The sequence below is a fragment of the Frigoribacterium sp. R86507 genome (assembly GCF_044597695.1).
GTDB lineage: Bacteria > Actinomycetota > Actinomycetes > Actinomycetales > Microbacteriaceae > Frigoribacterium.
On the sequence record NZ_CP139002.1, the window covers coordinates 258,027 to 275,085 of the forward strand.

Here is a 17,059-nt window from a genome sequence, read left to right on the forward strand (position 1 = left end):
GCTGACTAGGCTTGTCGCGTGCTGCTCTCCGACCGCGACATCAAGCTCGAACTCGACGCCGGGCGAATCGGCCTCGACCCCTACGACCCGACGCTGATCCAGCCGTCGAGCATCGACGTGCGGCTCGACAGGTTCTTCCGCCTCTTCGACAACCACAAGTACCCGTTCATCGACCCGGCCGACGAGCAGCCCGAGCTGACCCGCCTGGTCGAGGCGAAGGCCGACGAGCCGTTCATCCTGCACCCGGGCGAGTTCGTGCTGGGCAGCACCTACGAGTTCGTCACCCTGCCCGACGACGTCGCGGCCCGCCTCGAGGGCAAGAGCTCGCTCGGGCGCCTCGGTCTGCTGACGCACTCGACCGCCGGCTTCATCGACCCCGGCTTCGGCGGGCACGTCACGCTCGAGCTGTCGAACGTCGCGACCCTGCCGATCAAGCTCTGGCCCGGCATGAAGATCGGCCAGCTCTGCTTCTTCAAGCTCAGCTCGCCGGCCGAGCACCCCTACGGTTCGTCCGAGTACGGCTCGCGCTACCAGGGCCAGCGCGGCCCGACCGCCAGCCGGTCGTTCCGGGGCTTCGTGCACACGGACGTCTCCGCCCGCGACTGACCGCCGCAGGCTCGTGCCGCGGTCGCGGGAGTCCAGAAGGCGCGGGTCGCGTCCTCGACGCTCGACGCCCCCCAGGAACGAGAAGGGGGTGCGGAAGGAACCCGACTCCCTCCGCACCCCGGCGACACGAGAGAAACCCGACGTCGATCTCGTGCGCTGTGACTCGCGGTCCTGAACCTGTCACCGCGAGGCTTTTTCATTCTGCGACCCTGTGCGCGCCGGGCAAACCCGGGCCTGTCCGGAAAACGAAACGGATGCTCAGCTTGCGAAGCGTAGGTGAAAATCTCATCCATCAGCCCTCGAGGGTGTCCCGGGGTGACCGTCCGAACTCGGCCGTGTACTGAGCCGCGAAGCGGCCCGCGTGGGCGAAACCCCAGCTGAGCGCCACACCCGCGACCGTGTGGCCGAGGGTGGGGTCGGCCATGACGAGGTCGCCGTGCGCCCCGCGCAGTCGGGCCCGCCGCAGCTCGGCCATGGGCGTCGAGTCGAGGTGGCGACGGAACGCCAGCTGCAGGGCCCGCGGCGTCACCCGAGCCGCCTCGGCCATCTCGACGACGCCGATGTCGTCGTGCGCGTGCTGCTCGATGAACTCGCGCGCCCGCCGCACCGTCGAGGGCAGGGGGGTGAGGCCGTCGTCCCCGCCCACACCGACGACGTTCGTCTCGAACGTCTCGAGGTAGGCCGCGACGAGCGACCGGAACGCCGAACCCCGCACGAGGGCGCTCGCCATGGCCGCGTCGTTGCGGATGACGTTCGCGTGGACGTGGGTCACGAGGTCGGACCAGTAACGGGCCATGGCGGCGGACACCGCCTCGGTGGCCGTCGAGCGGAGTCCCCCCGGGGCCGCCAGCCGCATGGCGCCCAGCTCACGCTCGACGGCGGCGCGGTCGAGGAGCACCTGACCGAGCACGAGGTCGAGCGAGTCCATGGTCTTCGCCTCGTGCGAGGGGAACGCGAACGGAGCACCGGGATCGACCCGGATCTCGTGGTCCCGCGTCCGCAACGACAAGCGGCCCGCCATCACCCCACCGGCGACGAGGAACCCCGCGGGCTCGCTCTCGGTCAGCAGTCGACCGCGCCGGTACTCGAAGCGGCACAGCGCGAACCGCGTCTCGCCCGAGACGGCCCGGCTGTAGACGAACGGCTCGGGACCGCTGCCCTCGAGCCGGGTGATCTTGTAGTTCTTGCGGATCAGGGCGTGCGCGACGTCCCGGTCGGTGGTGGTGACGCTGCGGACCCGCGGGTCGACGTGCGCCGAGAGCGGCACCGACGACGAATCGGGCAGGTTGGTCGAGGCTGATCCGGCGGTGGCTGCCGCCGCCTCGGGTGAGACTGATGACACGGTCGTTCCCCTCGGGTGGGACGGTGACCCGGGGTGGTTGGTCCCGGTTCGGTCGGGCCCGACGTCGGCGTCGGACGACCATTCCGAGATTATCCACCAGCTGCATGCGAGGCACCCCACGAACGGGGGGGCTTGTCAAGGCCCCGTCGGTGTGTTCGGGCCGGGCGTAGCGTCAGGTCATGGACTACAGAACCCTCGGGAACAGCGGTGCCTCGGTGTCGGAGCTGACACTCGGCACCATGACCTTCGGCGCCGAAGCCGACGAACCGACCTCACACGACATCCTCGACGCCTTCGTGGCGGGCGGCGGCACGCTCGTCGACACCGCCGACGTCTACAGCGCCGGCACCAGCGAGACCATCATCGGCCGCTGGCTGGCGAGCCACCCCACCGACGCCGATCAGGTGGTGCTCGCGACCAAGGGACGCTTCCCCATGGGCGACGGCCCGAACGACGTCGGCCTCTCGCGTCGTCACCTCGCGAAGTCCCTCGACGCGTCGCTGACCCGGCTCGGCGTCGAGCACGTCGACCTCTACCAGATGCACGCCTGGGACCACCTCACCCCGATCGACGAGACCCTGCGGTTCCTCGACGACGCAATCAGCGCGGGCAAGATCGGCTACTACGGCTTCTCGAACTACCTCGGCTGGCAGGTGACGAAGGCCGTCGGACGAGCCGAGGCCCTCGGGTTCGCACCGCCCGTCACGCTGCAGCCGCAGTACAACCTGCTCGTGCGCGACATCGAGCACGAGGTCGTGCCGGCCTCGCTCGACGCCGGCATCGGGCTGCTGCCCTGGTCGCCGCTGGCCGGCGGCTGGTTGAGCGGCAAGTACGTCCGCGACCAGGCACCCACCGGTGCCACCCGCCTCGGCGAGGACCCGAAGCGGGGCATGGAGGCCTGGGAGGCGCGCAACGCGGACGAGCGCACCTGGACCGTCCTCGACGCGGTCACCTCCATCGCCTCGGCGCACGACGCCTCGGCCTCGCAGGTCGCGCTGGCCTGGCTGCTGCGTCAGCCCGCGGTCACCTCGGTGATCCTCGGTGCGCGCACGGTCGAGCAGCTCGACGACAACCTGGGTTCGTCGGCGCTGGCCGCGGTCCTGACCGACGACGAGGTCGCCCGCCTCACCGCGGCGAGCGCACCCCGGGTCGACGACTACCCCTACGGCACGGCAGGCGTCGCCCAGCGCGACCGGAAGATCACCGGCGGCCGCTGACCAGGAGGCGCGGCGCGCCTCCTGCGGGCACCGCGCCTCCTGCGGGCACCGCGCCTCCGCACGCGCTGCGCCTCCGCACGACACCTCGAGATGGTCACCGCGCCAGGTTTTCTCCTGGCGCGGTGACCATCTCGCGGTGCTGTGGGGTGCAGCGTGGTGCGGCGGCACGCGTGACCGAGCATCCCGCCACGAAGTAAACATCCCGCCACGCAATCGTGTGGCGGGATGTTTACTTCGTGGCGGCGTGCCCTCCCCGAGCAAGGCGGCCCGGTGGACGGGGGTTCAGCGGGCGGGGGCTCAGCGCTGCAGCGACGCGGTGGCGCCGACGCGGCCGCGGGCTGCCCGCACGGCGATCGTGACGACCAGCACGACGACGGCGGCGACGATCGCGGCCACACCGGCGACGACGTTCTCGGGTTCGCCGGTCAGGCGGCCGACGGCGATCCAGGCGAGTCCCCACGACAGCGACAGGGCCGGAGCGATGCGGCCGCGGCCGGCGAAGGCCAGCACGACGCCGACGAGAGCGGCCACGCCGAGGACCACCGACGACCAGAACCCGGCCGCGAAACCGAAGCCGTCGAAGCCCGCGTCGACCAGGCCGGCGGCGATGTTGGCCACGGTCGCGACGCTGACCCACCCGAGGTAGAGGCCGAGCGTGCCGTCGGTGACGATCGCGTCGACCCATCCGCTCGACGCGGTGTGGAACAGGATGACGAAGATGCGTGCGAGCACGAGCAGCAGCGCGACGATCACGGCGGCACCGAGCCACACGCTGCCGAGCTGCACGGCGGCGAACAGCCAGGCCGCGTTGAGCAGCAGCGAGGCCGCGACCCAGTAACCCAGGCGGCGGTGCCGGGTGACGGCGCGCTGACCAGGGAGGGCCTGGTAGATCGCGTAGGCGACGAGGCCGAGGTAGATGACGCTCCAGATGCTGAAGGCCGTGGTCGCGGGAGCGACGGTGGTGGCGGTCGCACTGAGGGCGCCGCCCGCCGCGTCGGAGACCGAGACGCCGCCGAAGGCGCCCGAACCGTAGGCGGCCAGCACGATCGCGAGCACGGCAGTGACGACCACGACGATCTGGCGGACGACGTCGCGCGACGTCGCGGGGTCGGCAGGGGCTCGGGTGCTCGTGTCGGTGGTCATGCCGTGGACGCTAGTCGCGCCCGCCCGCCGATCTCTTAGTTGCTAAGAGGATTGCCAGGGAAGGCGGTCCGCACACCCGAGGAGGCGCGGTGCCGGCGGGCGGTCAGCCCACCTGGACGGGCGGCCCCGCGATCAGCAGCACCACGAAGACGACGACCACCGCGACGACCAGCAGCACGAGGGCGAGGACGAGGTGCCCGAGCATCCAGCGCAACAGGCGGTCGAGCGGACGTCGGTCGCGCGGGTCGTCGGTCGCCGTGCGGCGCCAGGCACCGGCGAGGAGGCCGCGGCGGTCGATCCAGCGCTCGACGGGCAGGGAGGCGAACGGCACCACGGCGCTGGCGAGGGCGGCCAGGGTCACGCCGCCCGACCAGCGCTGGTTCACCGCGACGACGACCCCTGCCACGAGGTAGGCGAGGAACACGAAGCCGTGGATCGGCCCGGCCACGCTGACCGGCCAGTCGCCCACCCCCACCCCGTACTTCAGGACCATGCCCGCAATCAGCAGCGACCAGGTCACCACCTCGGCGACGGCGAACGAACGGAAGAGGGTGCGAGGCGACACGAGCTGCTCCTGGTGAGGGGCCGACGGGGACCCACCCATGCTCGCAGCCCCCGCCTGGGCACCGCCCCTGCCCCTGCCCGGGCTCGGGCTCGGGCTCGGGCTCCTGCTCGCGCTCGGGCTCGGGCTCGGGCTCGGGCTCGGGCTCGGGCTCGGGCTCGGGCTCGGCGAGACGTCACGACGGCCCCGGGGGCGGACGGGTGCGAGCGTGCAGGAGGCGCGGGGCGAGGCGACCACGCAACGTGCGTACCCCTCTGGCTGGGTGCCGACCCGCGCCTCCTCGGTTGGATGGGGTGCATGACGACACTCGCGATCATCGGAGCAGGCAAGGGGCTCGGCGCTGCCGTGGCCCGACGATTCGGCGCGGAGGGCTTCAGCGTCGCACTCATCTCACGGCACCAGGGCCGGCTCGACGCCCTCGCGGCCGAGCTCGAGGCCGACGGCGTCACCGCGCAGGGCTTCACCGCCGACGTGCGCGACCCGGCGAGCATCGCGGCTGCGCTCGAGCAGGCCACCGAGCAGCTCGGGCCGATCCAGGTGATGCAGTACAGCCCGCTGCCGCAGAAGGACTTCATGCGCCCGGTGCTCGAGACCATGCCCGCCGACCTGGTCGGTCCGGTCGAGTTCTCGATCTACGGGCCGGTCGCGGCGGTGCACCAGGTGCTGCCCGGCATGCGGTTCCTGCCCGACGGTGGCGGCACCATCCTCTTCGTCAACGGCGGCTCGGCCGTCACGCCCGGGGCGAAGGTCACCGGCACGTCCATCGCCTTCGCGGGGTTGACCGCCTACGCGCAGCTGCTCCACGACGAGCTCGCCGGCGAGGGCATCCACGTCGGTCAGCTGATCATCCCCGGCGGCATCGAGCCCGAGAGCAGCGACAAGAGCCCGGAGGCGCTGGCCGAGCTGCTCTGGCAGCAGCACGTCACTCGCGGCGACTTCCGCACCACGGCGCCCGAGAAGGGCACGCCCGCCTGACGTCGAGAGCGCGGGCGGAGGGCTGATCCCTCCGCCGGCCGGCCATGAACCCCGTTTCGAACGATGCACCCGTTTTCTTCTGGGTTCATCGTTCGGAACGGGGTTCTTCGCTGATCCGGTTCGTACCGGATCGGCACGGCTCGGGCCCGGGTCAGCACGGCGCGGACCCGGGTCAGCACAGCGCGGGTGCGGGCCCGGGCCCGGGCCCGGGCCCGGGCCCGGAACCGTAGCGGGCAGGCTCAGACGCCGCCGAAGCGCTCGGTGCGGACGCGGGTCGGCGCGTGCCCGAGCTCGACCAGCCACCCGGCGACGACCGCCACGAACGAGTTGGCCCCGCAGACGTAGACCAGCGGGTGCTCGGAGGCGGGCAGCACGAGACGCTTGAGCTCGTCGCGGGTGAGTCGGCCTGCCTGCCTGCCGTGCCCCTCGGGAGCGGTGCGACTGAAGACCCAGTCGACGACGAGGGGCACCCGAGGCCCGGTCGCGTCGTGATCCGAGGAGGCGCGTGCGGCCTCGTCGAGCTCCGCCACGTACCACCGTGAACCCGGGTCGCGCACCGAGGCGAGCAGCCGCATCGGGGGTGCGTCCCGGCCTCGTGCCCGCACCATCGCCATCAGGGGTGCGACGCCCGACCCCCCGCCGATCAACTGCACGGGGGCCGACGTCGGCGGGGTGGCCCCCTCGGGCTCGGGCAGCACCGCGTGCACGGCCGACTCGGGTTCGAACTCGGTCGGCGGCCAGACGAACCACCCGCCGATCGGGCCGCGCACCTCGATCGGGTCGCCGGGTTCGGCCGCGTCGACCAGGTAGGGCGAGACCTCGCCGTCGTCGAGGCGCTCGACGGTGACCTCGATCTGCGGGACCGGACCCGCGCCTCCTGCGCCTCGCGCGCCGTCGGAGGCCCGGACGTCGCTCAGCGAGTACGACCGCACGGCCGTGTAACCGTCGTCGGCGGTCAGGCGCAGGTCGACGTGCTGGCCGGCTCGCGCGGGACGGAGGCCGGGCACCGCGAGGGTCAGGGAGCGGGCTCGCGGCGTCTGCGCGACCGACGAGATGATCGTGGCGGGCAGCCAGTCGTACGGGTCACCCACGGGGTCGGTCCCGCCAGCCCCACCGGCCCCGGCCCCGGCCCCGGCGACGGGCTCGCTCACGCGTACCGTTCTTCCTTCCACGGGTCGCCGTGCGGGTGGTAGCCCATGCTCTCCCAGAAGCCGCGGCGGTCGGTGGCCATGGTCTGGATGCCCTGCAACCACTTCGCGCTCTTCCAGAAGTAGAGCCCGGGCACGAAGAGGCGCGCGGGCCCGCCGTGCTCGGCGTGCAACGGCTGCCCCTCGTAGGTGTCGACCACCCAGGCCTTGCCCCCCAGCAGCTCGTCGAGCGGCAGGTTGGTCGTGTACCCGCCGTGGCTGGTCGCCATCGCGAACTCGTGCGTCGTCTCGAGGCCGTCGAAGAGCGTGTCGAGCGAGACGCCCCGCCAGTGCGTGCCGAGCTTCGACCAGCTCGTGACGCAGTGGATGTCGGTCTCGATCGCCTCGTGCGGAAGTGCCTGGAAGTCGGCCCAGCTCAGCGAGCGCTGCCCGGTCTCGGTCGCGACCTGGAGCTCCCACCGCTTGATGTTCGGCGTGGGGCCGGCCGAGAGGACCGGGAACCCGCTCTCGAGGTACTGCCCCGGGGGCAGTCGCGGGTCGGCCGCGCGCCGCCTGCCGAAGCCGGTGAATCCTGCCATGGTGCGCCTCCTCGGGGTGGAGCGGGGTCGTTCGCGGGCGCGTCCCGCGCCCGTCAGCCTACGCACGACCCCCGACGTCGCAGGGCCCCGAGGCTGCGTCCGCGCTGGGAGAACGTTGACCCCGGCATGGGTGGAGGTCGTACGGTGGATGCAGGTCAATTCGAAAGGACCCCACATGGCTGAGTACACCCTGCCCGATCTGCCCTACGACTACTCCGCTCTGGCGCCGCACATCAGCGCGAAGATCATGGAGCTGCACCACTCGAAGCACCACAACACGTACGTCACCGGCGCGAACACGGCCAACGCCGCCCTCGCCGAGGCCCGCTCGACGGGTGACCTGGCGAACGTCAACAAGCTCGAGAAGGACCTCGCCTTCAACCTCGGCGGCCACGTCAACCACTCGATCTTCTGGACGAACCTCACCCCCGAGACCAGCGAGCCCACCGGCGACCTGCTCGAGGCCATCGGCCGCGACTTCGGCGACCTCGAGAAGTTCAAGGCCCACTTCACCGCCACCGCGCTCGGCGTCCAGGGCTCGGGTTGGTCCGTGCTCGCCTACGACGTGCTCGGCCAGCGCCTCAGCGTCTTCCAGCTCTTCGACCAGCAGGGCAACGTGCCGTTCGGCCTCGTCCCCCTGCTGATGCTCGACGTCTGGGAGCACGCCTACTACCTCGACTACCAGAACGTGCGCGCCGACTACGTCAAGGCCTTCTGGAACATCGTCAACTGGAGCAACGTCGAGGCCCGCCTCGCCGCCGCGACGACCAAGACCGACGGTCTGATCACGCTCTAGTCGCTCCACCTGCACCACGCCGACGGCGCGTCCCCACCCGGGGGCGCGCCGTCGCCGCGTCCCCTCGGCCCGCGACGACTCGTCCCCACCACCGGTGCGTTCGTCCTGAAGGATGAAAACCCGCAGGAGGCGCGCGCGGCCCGACGACGACGCCTTACGGTCGTCGACATGGACACCATCCCCGACGACCTGCGCACCTGGGTGCCGCGCCTCGCGGCCCCCGTATCCGCCGCGGTCTTCGTGATGCTCTGGACGATCGCCGAGGCCGGCCGGGGCGATCTCGTCGAGAACGTCGTCGTGTTCGGCCTGTTCGGCATCGCCATCGGCCTCTCGGTCTGGATGCCCTGGACCTCCGTCGGGGTGCTGACGGTCGTGCCGGCCCTGCAGCTGGCCGGCTGGGTCGAGGCGCCAGGGGCGACGACGTGGCCGACGTACCTCGCCATCGCGTTCGTGGCGTTCTTCGCGGCCTTCGCCCGGTCGGTCGCCGTGCGGTTGGTCGCACTGGCCGCCGCCGGCCTCGCCTCGGGGCTGGCCGCGATCGCCATGGCCGTGCCCACCCTCGCGCGGCCGTACGTCTGGTCGTCGTGGGTGGGCGGCGGCCAGGGCACGAAGACCGACGTCATCACCCTGGCTGCCTCGCTCTTCGGTGCCGCGGCCGCGGCCTGGGCGGTCGGCATCTTCCTGTCGAGCGTGCTGCGCGTGCGCCGCATCGGGCAGGTGCTCGAGCTGACCGAGACGCGCTTCCACGAGACGGACTTCGAGCTGCGCCTCGCCCACGACCGAGCCCGCATCTCGCGGGACGTGCACGACGCCCTCGCCCACTCGCTCGCGGTGGTCGTGTCGCAGGCGCAGGGCGCCCTCGCCCTGTCGGCGACCCGTCCCGAGGTCGTCGAGCAGGCGCTGCGCACGATCGCCGACGTCGGCCGCACCTCGCTGGTCGACGTGCGACACCTGGTCGAGCGCATCCAGCAGGACGCCGACGACGCGACGCCCCGGGAGACCATCGTCGACCTCGACCGGCTGGCGACGACGATGCGCGACGTCGGCATGACCGTGACCCTGCGTCATCTCGGCGACTCCGCCGAGCTGTTGCCCTCGCAAGAGCTCGCAGTCTTCCGCATCGTGCAGGAGTGCCTGACCAACGCCCTCAAGCACTCGGGCTCGTCGAGCACCGTCGACGTCGCGCTCGACTGGCGTGGTCCCGGTCTCGCCCTGCTCGTGACGTCGTCGGGCGACGACCCGCTGGTCGCCGCCCGCCGCGGCACGGGCCGGGGCACCGGCATCGCCAGCATGACCGAACGGGCCCGGCTCGCCGGTGGCTGGCTGACGGCCGAGCTCGGCGACGACGGCGTCTTCGTCGTCACCGCCTTCCTGCCGACACCCGAACCGATCGGACTCCTGCAGTCCTGGACGGAGCAACCCGCATGACCGACGTGACGACCGTGACGACGCGCACCGCGCCTCCTGCCCTCGTGAGGGTGGTCGTCGTCGACGACCAGCCGTTGTTCGCCTCGGGGCTGCAGATGCTGATCGAGGCGCAGTCCGACCTGATCTGCGTGGGCACGGCCGTCGACGGGGCCGCCGGCGTGGCCCTGGTCGAGCGTGAGCGGCCCGACGTCGTGCTGATGGACCTGCGCATGCCCGTGATGAACGGCCTCGAGGCCACCACGCGCATCGTCGCGGCGGCGAGCACCGACCCCGACTCGACCCCGCGCGTCGTGGCCCTGACCACGATCCAGCGCGACGAGGCCGTGTTCAGCGCCTTGAAGGCCGGGGCCTACGCGTTCCTGACGAAGGACGCGACGCCCGACGAGGTGTTGACGACGATCCGCGCGGCGGCGGCCGGCGAGCCGGTGCCGACCGCGGCCGCCGCGCTCGACGTGGTGCACGCGTTCGCCGTACCGACGCCGTCGCCGAAACGGCGGAGCGAGCCGCTCGAGGTGCTCTCACCTCGCGAGCGCGAGATCTTCCTGCTCGTGGCGAGGGGCCTGAGCAACGCCGAGATCGCCGAGAGCGCGTGGCTGAGCGAGGCGACGGTCAAGAGCCACGTCCGGGCGGTGCTGCAGAAGCTCGGCATGCGCAACCGCGTGCAGATCGTCGTCTTCGCCTACGAGAACGACCTAGTGGGCCCGGCGCGCGACGACGAGGGGGGAACGCGATGACCGGCGAGAAGAGCGTTCCACCCGGCAGCGTTCCTCCTCGACGACGAGCGAAACGGGTGACGCTCGCCGCCGTGGTCGCGGTGGTCGCCGGCGTCGTCGCCTACGGCATCCCCGCGAACGCGGCCTACGCGTTGCCCGACCTGCCGGCGAAGGACGTCGACGCGTGGACGATGCCGCTCGACCGGTACGTGCCGGTCGGCGAGACCTCGTCGGCCTACGCCTTGCTCCTCGTGGCCCAGCAGTGCATGGTGGGGGCGGGCTACGACGACTACGTGGTGCCCTGGCGGGACGTGGCGGCGAGCGACCGGGCGGGCGAGCTGTCGACGAACGGTTCGCTCCGCCTGCGGGCCTTCGACCTGGCGACGGCCGAGACCCGGGGCTACCACGCCGCCTCGGTGATCGATGCGGGGGCCGCGGCCTGGTCGGAGTTCTCGGCGCAGCCCTGGACCACCGGCAGATCCGACCGGTTCGACACCTGCGTGCAGCGGGCCCGCAAGACCGTGCCGTCGTTGGACGACTACTACAACCGGACCCAGTCACTCGTACGCCTCAACAACGCGGCGTTCGAGGGGGCTCGCGACGACCCCACGGTGACCGCGACCTGGGACGACTGGCGCGGGTGCATGCAGGACGCCCGGGTCGGCGACGTGGCCTCCGACCCGTCGGGCATGCCGACCCGCGAGATGGCCGACCGGTTCGAGACGCTCGACTCGAGCACGTCGCCGACCGCCGACGAGATCGAGATCGCGACGGCTGACGCCCGCTGCCGCGAGTCCTCCGGCTACCGCGACGCCCTCTACGAGGCCGAGTGGCAGCGCCAGCTCACCGTGCCGCACGACGACGGTGAGCTCTTGGCCCAGATCGACACCGCGGCCCTCGCGGCCGACAACGCCACGATCCGGCAGGTGCTGACCGAACTCACGCCGCCTCGGCCGCCCTCCTGACCGCGCGGGCCCCCTCCTTGAGGGGACTGGAAAACCGGTCGTGCAGTATCTAACCTGGGTGTACAGAGGACACGTCGGGGGACGGGGGCACATCCGACGGCCTGATCAGCGGGGGCAACGAGCTGGTCAGGCCTTCGTGCCCGGGGGCCACGACGGTGGGCAGCACGAACGCCCACATGTCGCGCAGCCGGTCGAAGAGGTCGGAGCGGCCGGTCAGGGCCTGCGACACGATGTGCACGCCGGCGTACGACCCGACGACGAACCGGGCGACGCTCTCGACGTCGGTGTCGTCACGGAAGTCCCCGTCGGCGACCGCCCGCTCGACGAGTCCCGAGATCTGGGCCTGCCAGTCGAGGTACGGGTGCTCGACCCGGAGGTCGCGGCTCGGCGACTGGGTGGTCAGGCGGATGCCCGCCGTCACGAGCACCTCGGTGGTCAGCTGCGTCGCGAGCGACGCGCACGAGAGCATCAGCGCCTCGGCACCGCTGCCCGCGGTCTCGGACACCTGGTCGGCGTAGGCCCGCGAGAGGGCGTGCTGCTCGGCGATGACCGCGTTCGCGAGGTCGGCCTTCGAGCGGAAGTGGAAGTAGAGCGCACCCTTGGTCACCTTGGCGGTCTCGGCGACGAGGTCGAGCGAGGCGTCGCTGTAGCCGTGCTCGTCGAAGACGACGGCGGCCCCTCGGATGATGGCGGCGCGGGTCGCCTGGGCGCGTTTCTGCTGGGGCATCGGGTGGGTCTCTCCTGCGGGTCGAGACGGTGCCCTGCGAGGCACCGCACGGCCGTCCCCCGTCGACCGCTGCACACGTTACCGGGGCCACCTGCGCCCTCCGACAGCTGCCGGGGTACGCGTGGCGAAGCGTTTCGGGGTACGACTGACCGGTCCGCCTGCCGCTCGTGACGACGCGTGCCGCGCCTGGTCACGGCGCGCTAGCGTGCGAGCATGACGCTCAGCCTCGTGCCCATGCCCACCTCCCGTCTCGTGCCCTGGATGCGACGCTCGAGCGACGAGTACGAGAAATCCCGCGTGCTCGCCGGCGAGACCCCCGAGCAGGCTGCCGAGGCCGCCCGACGCTCGTTCGGCGAGGCCTTCCCCGACGGGTCGCCGGCCGACGGGCACCTCGTCTACGACGTCATCGACGACGCCCGACCCGGTGAGCCCGTCGGCATCCTCTGGATCGCACCTCGCGTGCCCGGTTCGTCGGACTGGTGGGTCTTCGACGTCGAGATCGACGAGGCCCACCGCGGCGCCGGACTCGGGCGGGCGACGATGCTGCTCGCCGAGCAGGCCGCCGCCCGTCACGGCGCCGTGACCCTCGGCCTGAACGTGTTCGGCTACAACGAGGTCGCCCGCCACCTCTACGAGTCGCTCGGCTACGAGACGACCGCCGTGCAGATGAAGAAGCCCGTCACCGCCTGAGGGGCGACCCGGGAGGCGCGGTGCCGGACTCGGGGACGGGCACCGGCTCGGGCGAGGCGACCCGCGCCTCCTCGGGGTCGCCGTCCCCGGCGCGGACCCTCGGCACGCGGCTGGCGTACAGCACACCGCCGACCACCGCGACGCCGGCGACGAGCTCGACCAGGTCGGGCACCTCGCCGAACGCCAGCCACGAGGCCAGCACGCCGACCACGGGCACCAGCATCGAGAACGGTGCGACGGTCGCCGAGGGGTAGACCGAGAGCAGGCGCGTCCAGATGCCGTAGCCGACGACCGAGGCGATCAGCACGAGGTAGAGCAGGCAGAGCACCGACGGCAGCGCCTCGAGCGTGAAGACCGTGCCGAGGCTCTCGCCGATGCGGGCAGGCCCCTCGACGACGAACGACAGCGCGAGCATGGGCACCGGCGCGACGATCGACATCCACAGCGTCAGGTGCATCGGGTTCGGCGGCGCGGCCCGTCGGACGGCCACGTTGCCGATCGCCCAGCCGAGCGCGCCGCACAGCGTCAGGACGACGGGCAGCAGCGCCGCGACCTGCGACCGGTGGCCCGCGATGACGACGAGCCCGACCACGGCGATGCCGATGCCGATCGCCTGCCGACGCGTGATGCGTTCACGGAGCCAGAAGCCCGCGATGACCACGGTGAACGGGGCCGAGGCCTGCAGCACGAGCGAGGCGAGACCCGAGGGCATGCCCGCCGCGATCCCGAGGTAGAGGAACGCGAACTGCAGCATGCCGAGCGTCGCCCCCACCAGCAGGAGGCGCGACCACGGGATCGCGGGACGCGGCACCAACAGCACGGTCGGCACCGCCAACAGGGTGAAGCGCAGCGCCACGAGCAGGAACGGCGGGAAGTGTTCGAGGGCGATCGCCGTCACCGGGAAGTTGATGCCCCAGCAGACGGCGACGACGAGGGCGAGGAGGCGGTCGCGGACGGTCACCGGTCCATCGTGGCGTGCCGGACCGTTCAGGACCAGCGCAGATGTCCGCGAGGTCTTTGTAGGCTGCCTTCATGGACCTCGCCCACCTCGACCTGCTGCGAGAACTCGCCGACCGCGGCAGCGTCACCGCCGTCGCGGCCGCGACGCACCGGTCGCCCAGCGCCGTGTCGCAGCAGCTGAAGACGCTCCAGCGTCAGCTCGGGGTCGAGCTCGTCCGTCGCGTCGGCCGGGGCGTCGTGCTGACCGAGGAAGGCAGCGCACTGGCCCGGGCGTCGATCGGGGTCGCGACCGCGGTCGCCGAGGCCGAGGCGGCGTTCGACGCCGTCCGCGGAGGCACGGGCGGCGTGGTGCGGGTGTCGATGTTCGCCTCGGCGGCCGAGCTGCTGCTGCCCGGGCTGCTGCACCGCATGAAGGCGCACCCAGGCGTCGAGCTCGACGTGGCCGACCGGGACGTCTCGGAGGACGAGTTCGCACCCCTGACGGCCGACTTCGACGTGGTGCTCGCGCACCGGTCGGACGGTGTGCTGCCGCCGGGCCGGGGCTCGACGACCGTCGTGTCGCTGCTGCGCGAACCGCTCGAGGTGGCACTGCCCCTCGGCCATCGGCTGGCCGACCGCGGACGCGTGGCCGTCGACGACGTCATCCGCGAGCCGTGGATCGGCGTCCCCGAGGGCTACCCGATCGACCGCGTGCTGGTGTCGATGGCCGTGCAGTCGGGCGTCGCGCCCGAGGTCGTCCACCGCACGGTGCACCTGCCCCTGATCGAGAACCTCGTCGCCGCCGGACACGGGGTGGCACTCGTGCCCCGCCACACGTCCGCGTCGCGCGCGCCCGGCCGGTTCCACCTGGCGACGCTCGAGAACGTGCGAGCCGGGCGGCACCTCGAGGCCCTGATGCGACCCGACCGCGCGGCCCGGCCGGCCGTCCGCACCGTGGTCGACGAGATCCGGGCCGAGGCCGCGTCGATCTGACGAACCAATGGGTGAGGCGCGCGAAGTCTCGTCGCCACCTTGTGACACCGAGCTCTCGGACGTACAGTTTTCTGTACTCAGGAGGCATCATGAAGACACTCACCTATTCCGAATCCCGTGCGAACTACGCGGCGACGCTCGACTCGGTCACCGACGATCGCGAAGAGGTCGTCATCACCCGTGCCGGCCACGACCCCGTCGTGCTCGTCGCCCTCGACGACTACGAGTCGCTGAAGGAGGCGGCTTACCTGTTGCGCAGCCCGGCGAACGCCCGGCGACTCCTGGGGGCCATCGAGCGCTTGAGCGACGGCGGCGGGAGCGAGCGCGAGCTGCACAGATGAGGATCGTCTTCGACGACGACGCGTGGGACGACTACGTGTACTGGCCGACGCAGGACCGAAAGGTGCATAAGCGCATCAACACCCTGATCCGTGACATCGAACGCAACGGGAACGAGGGCATCGGGAAGCCCGAGGCCCTCAAGCACGGATTCCACGGCTTCTGGTCTCGCCGCATCACCGACGAGCACAGGCTCGTCTACAAGGTCACCGAGACGGACGTCTTGATCGCGCAGTGCCGCTACCACTACTCGGGCTGAACTCGCGTGGTCAGCGGACGCCCTTCGTCGCGAGGAAGGCGACGGGGTCGGTCGCGACGCCGCCCTGGCGCACCTCGAGGTGCAGGTGGCAGCCGGTCGAGCCGCCCGAGGTGCCGACGCCGGCGATGTTCTGGCCGGCCCGGACCTGCTGGCCGACCGAGACGTAGATGCCGTTGCGCTCCATGTGGGCGTACGCGCTGCTGACCCCGCCGCCGTGGTCCACGACGATCAGGTTGCCGTAGCCGCTCGACGACCCGGCGTAGCTGACACGGCCGGCCGAGACCGAGTAGATGGGCGTGCCGCAGGCCGCACCGAAGTCGGCGCCCGCGTGCAGCTTGTACTCGCCCGTGATCGGGTGGATGCGGTAGCCGTAGGCCTGGTACGAGCTGTATGAGCGGATGGCCGCGACCCACCCCGTGCCCGGGTCGGGCACGGTGACGCCCGGGCCCGGGCCGCCCGTACCGGGTGCCACGGGGCCCGTGCCGCCCCCGGCGGCCGGGGCGGGACGCGCCGCCGCGGCTGCCGCGGCCGCGGCTGCCGTCTGGGCCTGGGCGTAGGCCTGCTCGAGCGTCATGCGGTCGTCCTCGAGCAGGGCGACCTGCGCGGCGAGGGTGGCCTTCTCGTCGTCGACGGCGACCAGGTCGGCCTCGGCCGTCACGCTGGCCGCGGCCGCGTCGTCGAGCGCGGTCTGGGCGTCGGCCGCGAGCCGGTCCCGTTCGGCGAGCGCCACGGCGGCCTGGTCGGCCAACGAGGTCGCGAGGTTGTCGGCGGCCTGCGCCCGCTCGCGGAGGCGGCCGACGTTCTCGCCGAGCTTGCTCGACAGGCTCAGGCCTTTGAGGACCTCTTGGGCGCCGTCGCCGGCCGCGAGGAGGTCGCCCACCATGCCCCCGCTGCCGGGGCGGGCCATCAGGGCAGCGGCCTGGCCGACGACCCGTCGCGACGAGTCGGCGGTCGCACGGGCCTCGGCCCGACGCGTCTCGAGCTGCTCGTGCCGCGCGGTCGCCTCGTCGACGGCCGCCTGGGCCTCGCCCAGCACGCGTCCGGCCTCGTCGGCCGAGGTGCGGGCGGCTTCGGCACGGGCCGACGCGGCGTCGAGCGCCGTCTGCAGGTCGGCCAGCGCCTTCTTTTTGGCGGACTCGTCGCCGCGCGCGGCGAGGACGGCCTGCCAGGTCGGGGCGGCGGCGCTCGCCCGGTCGGGGACGACGAGCACGGCGAGCAGCGCCACCACCAGCGCGAGGACGAGGGTCGACGCCGACGTCCGTCGGTGGAGTGGGCTCGAGGCGGAAACGGGGCGGACGGAGTGGGGCATGGCTCTCTGTCTGTCTGGTGCGCACGACCCGTCCGGTGAGGCCGGGGGTGCGCCGCGGTGCAAGGGCGTCCGCGCTCGGGCCTCGCGGACCACCCAGCCTAGCGAGATGCGCGGGGTCGGAACCAGCGCGGCCACCCGGCACCGCGCCTCCTCGGGGTGACCGACGCCCTGGGGAGGAGACGTCGACGCGGCGGCGACCCCGGCGGCGATGCCGGCGCCCGCGAGGTACGGCCGTGTCCCCCTTTCGGCCCCTGTGCGCGAGGGTGCATCCGTGGTCGACTGTCCCTTCCACCACCGTCGGGGCAGCATCCCCGGCTGCGCCGAGAGAGG

At 72.2% G+C, this 17,059-nt stretch carries 20 protein-coding genes; 12 read left to right on the forward strand and 8 right to left on the reverse strand.

What is annotated here, in order from left to right:
* Nucleotides 1-18: 18 nt before the first annotated feature.
* Nucleotides 19-606, forward strand: coding sequence for a dCTP deaminase (dcd, locus tag SJY14_RS01250; RefSeq protein WP_043593858.1), 588 nt, complete (start codon nt 19-21; stop codon nt 604-606).
* 292 nt (nt 607-898) lie between these two features.
* Here dcd and SJY14_RS01255 read toward each other — a convergent pair whose 3' ends face one another.
* Nucleotides 899-1,948: a helix-turn-helix transcriptional regulator gene (locus tag SJY14_RS01255; RefSeq protein WP_396599551.1), complete on the reverse strand. Its 1,050-nt coding sequence runs from the start codon at nt 1,946-1,948 to the stop codon at nt 899-901.
* A gap of 179 nt (nt 1,949-2,127) precedes the next feature.
* Here SJY14_RS01255 and SJY14_RS01260 point away from each other — a divergent pair, with 179 nt between their 5' ends.
* On the forward strand, nt 2,128-3,165 hold the full coding sequence (locus tag SJY14_RS01260) for an aldo/keto reductase (protein WP_071255874.1): 1,038 nt from the start codon (nt 2,128-2,130) through the stop codon (nt 3,163-3,165).
* Between the two features lie 297 nt (nt 3,166-3,462).
* On the opposite strand, the gene SJY14_RS01265 is transcribed toward SJY14_RS01260, so the two are convergent.
* Entirely contained in the window at nt 3,463-4,308 is an 846-nt protein-coding gene (locus SJY14_RS01265; protein WP_071255876.1) for a TspO/MBR family protein, read from the reverse strand.
* A gap of 103 nt (nt 4,309-4,411) precedes the next feature.
* Complete coding sequence (locus SJY14_RS01270) at nt 4,412-4,873, reverse strand: DUF3817 domain-containing protein (protein ID WP_255364225.1); 462 nt, start codon at nt 4,871-4,873, stop codon at nt 4,412-4,414.
* 37 nt (nt 4,874-4,910) lie between these two features.
* Here SJY14_RS01270 and SJY14_RS01275 point away from each other — a divergent pair, with 37 nt between their 5' ends.
* Both SJY14_RS01275 and SJY14_RS01280 read left to right on the forward strand, forming a co-directional pair.
* Nucleotides 4,911-5,171, forward strand: a complete 261-nt coding sequence (locus tag SJY14_RS01275; RefSeq protein WP_071255879.1) for a hypothetical protein — start codon at nt 4,911-4,913, stop codon at nt 5,169-5,171.
* Nucleotides 5,168-5,845 carry an SDR family NAD(P)-dependent oxidoreductase gene (locus tag SJY14_RS01280; RefSeq protein WP_056044369.1) on the forward strand — a complete coding sequence of 226 codons (678 nt, stop codon included), beginning with the start codon at nt 5,168-5,170 and terminating at the stop codon, nt 5,843-5,845. Before SJY14_RS01275 ends, SJY14_RS01280 begins: the two co-directional genes overlap by 4 nt.
* A gap of 239 nt (nt 5,846-6,084) precedes the next feature.
* On the opposite strand, the gene SJY14_RS01285 is transcribed toward SJY14_RS01280, so the two are convergent.
* Both SJY14_RS01285 and SJY14_RS01290 read right to left on the reverse strand, forming a co-directional pair.
* Entirely contained in the window at nt 6,085-6,996 is a 912-nt protein-coding gene (locus SJY14_RS01285) for an FAD-binding oxidoreductase (RefSeq protein ID WP_255364226.1), read from the reverse strand.
* Complete coding sequence (locus SJY14_RS01290) at nt 6,993-7,571, reverse strand: molybdopterin-dependent oxidoreductase (RefSeq protein WP_071255881.1); 579 nt, start codon at nt 7,569-7,571, stop codon at nt 6,993-6,995. The genes SJY14_RS01285 and SJY14_RS01290 overlap by 4 nt, the downstream gene beginning before the upstream one ends.
* A gap of 175 nt (nt 7,572-7,746) precedes the next feature.
* Here SJY14_RS01290 and SJY14_RS01295 point away from each other — a divergent pair, with 175 nt between their 5' ends.
* The 4 genes from SJY14_RS01295 (at nt 7,747) to SJY14_RS01310 (ending at nt 11,473) form a co-directional block, all read left to right on the forward strand.
* On the forward strand, nt 7,747-8,367 hold the full coding sequence (locus SJY14_RS01295) for a superoxide dismutase (RefSeq protein WP_055976080.1): 621 nt from the start codon (nt 7,747-7,749) through the stop codon (nt 8,365-8,367).
* 168 nt (nt 8,368-8,535) lie between these two features.
* A complete protein-coding gene (locus tag SJY14_RS01300) occupies nt 8,536-9,795 on the forward strand; it encodes a sensor histidine kinase (protein WP_071255882.1) in 1,260 nt (419 codons plus the stop codon).
* The gene (locus tag SJY14_RS01305; RefSeq protein ID WP_396599552.1) at nt 9,792-10,529 is read left to right on the forward strand and encodes a response regulator; all 738 of its coding nucleotides are present in this window, start codon (nt 9,792-9,794) and stop codon (nt 10,527-10,529) included. The genes SJY14_RS01300 and SJY14_RS01305 overlap by 4 nt, the downstream gene beginning before the upstream one ends.
* Nucleotides 10,530-10,585: 56 nt before the next feature.
* Nucleotides 10,586-11,473 (forward strand): hypothetical protein, encoded by an 888-nt coding sequence (locus SJY14_RS01310; protein WP_396599553.1) that lies wholly within the window; start codon nt 10,586-10,588, stop codon nt 11,471-11,473.
* Between the two features lie 49 nt (nt 11,474-11,522).
* On the opposite strand, the gene SJY14_RS01315 is transcribed toward SJY14_RS01310, so the two are convergent.
* Nucleotides 11,523-12,200 (reverse strand): ScbR family autoregulator-binding transcription factor, encoded by a 678-nt coding sequence (locus SJY14_RS01315; RefSeq protein ID WP_071255885.1) that lies wholly within the window; start codon nt 12,198-12,200, stop codon nt 11,523-11,525.
* 213 nt (nt 12,201-12,413) lie between these two features.
* Between SJY14_RS01315 and SJY14_RS01320 the strand changes: the two genes are divergently transcribed.
* Nucleotides 12,414-12,890, forward strand: a complete 477-nt coding sequence (locus tag SJY14_RS01320) for a GNAT family N-acetyltransferase (protein WP_396599554.1) — start codon at nt 12,414-12,416, stop codon at nt 12,888-12,890.
* Here SJY14_RS01320 and SJY14_RS01325 read toward each other — a convergent pair.
* The gene (locus SJY14_RS01325) at nt 12,880-13,851 is read right to left on the reverse strand and encodes an EamA family transporter (RefSeq protein ID WP_396599555.1); all 972 of its coding nucleotides are present in this window, start codon (nt 13,849-13,851) and stop codon (nt 12,880-12,882) included. The genes SJY14_RS01320 and SJY14_RS01325 overlap by 11 nt on opposite strands.
* Before the next feature lie 71 nt (nt 13,852-13,922).
* On the opposite strand from SJY14_RS01325, the gene SJY14_RS01330 reads away from it, so the two are divergent.
* The 3 genes from SJY14_RS01330 (at nt 13,923) to SJY14_RS01340 (ending at nt 15,420) form a co-directional block, all read left to right on the forward strand.
* Entirely contained in the window at nt 13,923-14,822 is a 900-nt protein-coding gene (locus tag SJY14_RS01330) for a LysR family transcriptional regulator (protein WP_396599556.1), read from the forward strand.
* 89 nt (nt 14,823-14,911) lie between these two features.
* On the forward strand, nt 14,912-15,163 hold the full coding sequence (locus SJY14_RS01335; RefSeq protein ID WP_396599557.1) for a type II toxin-antitoxin system Phd/YefM family antitoxin: 252 nt from the start codon (nt 14,912-14,914) through the stop codon (nt 15,161-15,163).
* Nucleotides 15,160-15,420 carry a Txe/YoeB family addiction module toxin gene (locus SJY14_RS01340; RefSeq protein WP_396599558.1) on the forward strand — a complete coding sequence of 87 codons (261 nt, stop codon included), beginning with the start codon at nt 15,160-15,162 and terminating at the stop codon, nt 15,418-15,420. The genes SJY14_RS01335 and SJY14_RS01340 overlap by 4 nt, the downstream gene beginning before the upstream one ends.
* A 10-nt stretch (nt 15,421-15,430) precedes the next feature.
* Here the strand turns inward: SJY14_RS01340 and SJY14_RS01345 are convergent, their stop codons facing one another.
* Nucleotides 15,431-16,729 carry a M23 family metallopeptidase gene (locus SJY14_RS01345; protein ID WP_396599559.1) on the reverse strand — a complete coding sequence of 433 codons (1,299 nt, stop codon included), beginning with the start codon at nt 16,727-16,729 and terminating at the stop codon, nt 15,431-15,433.
* Between the last annotated feature and the right edge of the window lie 330 nt (nt 16,730-17,059).